The sequence below is a fragment of the Streptomyces oceani genome, from assembly GCF_001751245.1.
In the GTDB taxonomy this organism is placed as follows: domain Bacteria; phylum Actinomycetota; class Actinomycetes; order Streptomycetales; family Streptomycetaceae; genus Streptomyces; species Streptomyces oceani.
In genome coordinates this window covers 1-216 of sequence record NZ_LJGU01000010.1, presented here as the reverse complement: position 1 = coordinate 216, position 216 = coordinate 1, and the positions used below count along the sequence as shown (strand labels likewise).

At 77.8% G+C, this 216-nt stretch carries 1 pseudogene; it reads right to left on the bottom strand.

The window, feature by feature from the left end:
• Nucleotides 1–216: pseudogene (locus AN216_RS28840) on the bottom strand (two-component sensor histidine kinase); the annotation flags it as partial.

The window sequence follows — 216 nt, the reverse complement described above, 5'->3', positions numbered from 1 at the left end:
GGCCAGCGCCACCGCGCCCAGCACCAGGGCGAGGGTGTCCAGGGAGCGCTCGACCTCGTCCAGGGGGCGGGCCACCGACACCGCCACGTCCGTGCCCGGCAGCGGGCGGGTAAGCATCCGGTAGCCGGCGCCGTCCTCCGTCCGCACGCTGTGGATGGCCTGCCGCCGATCGCCGCGCGCCACCGCGACGTCCTCCAGGCCGACCGGCAGCGGCTG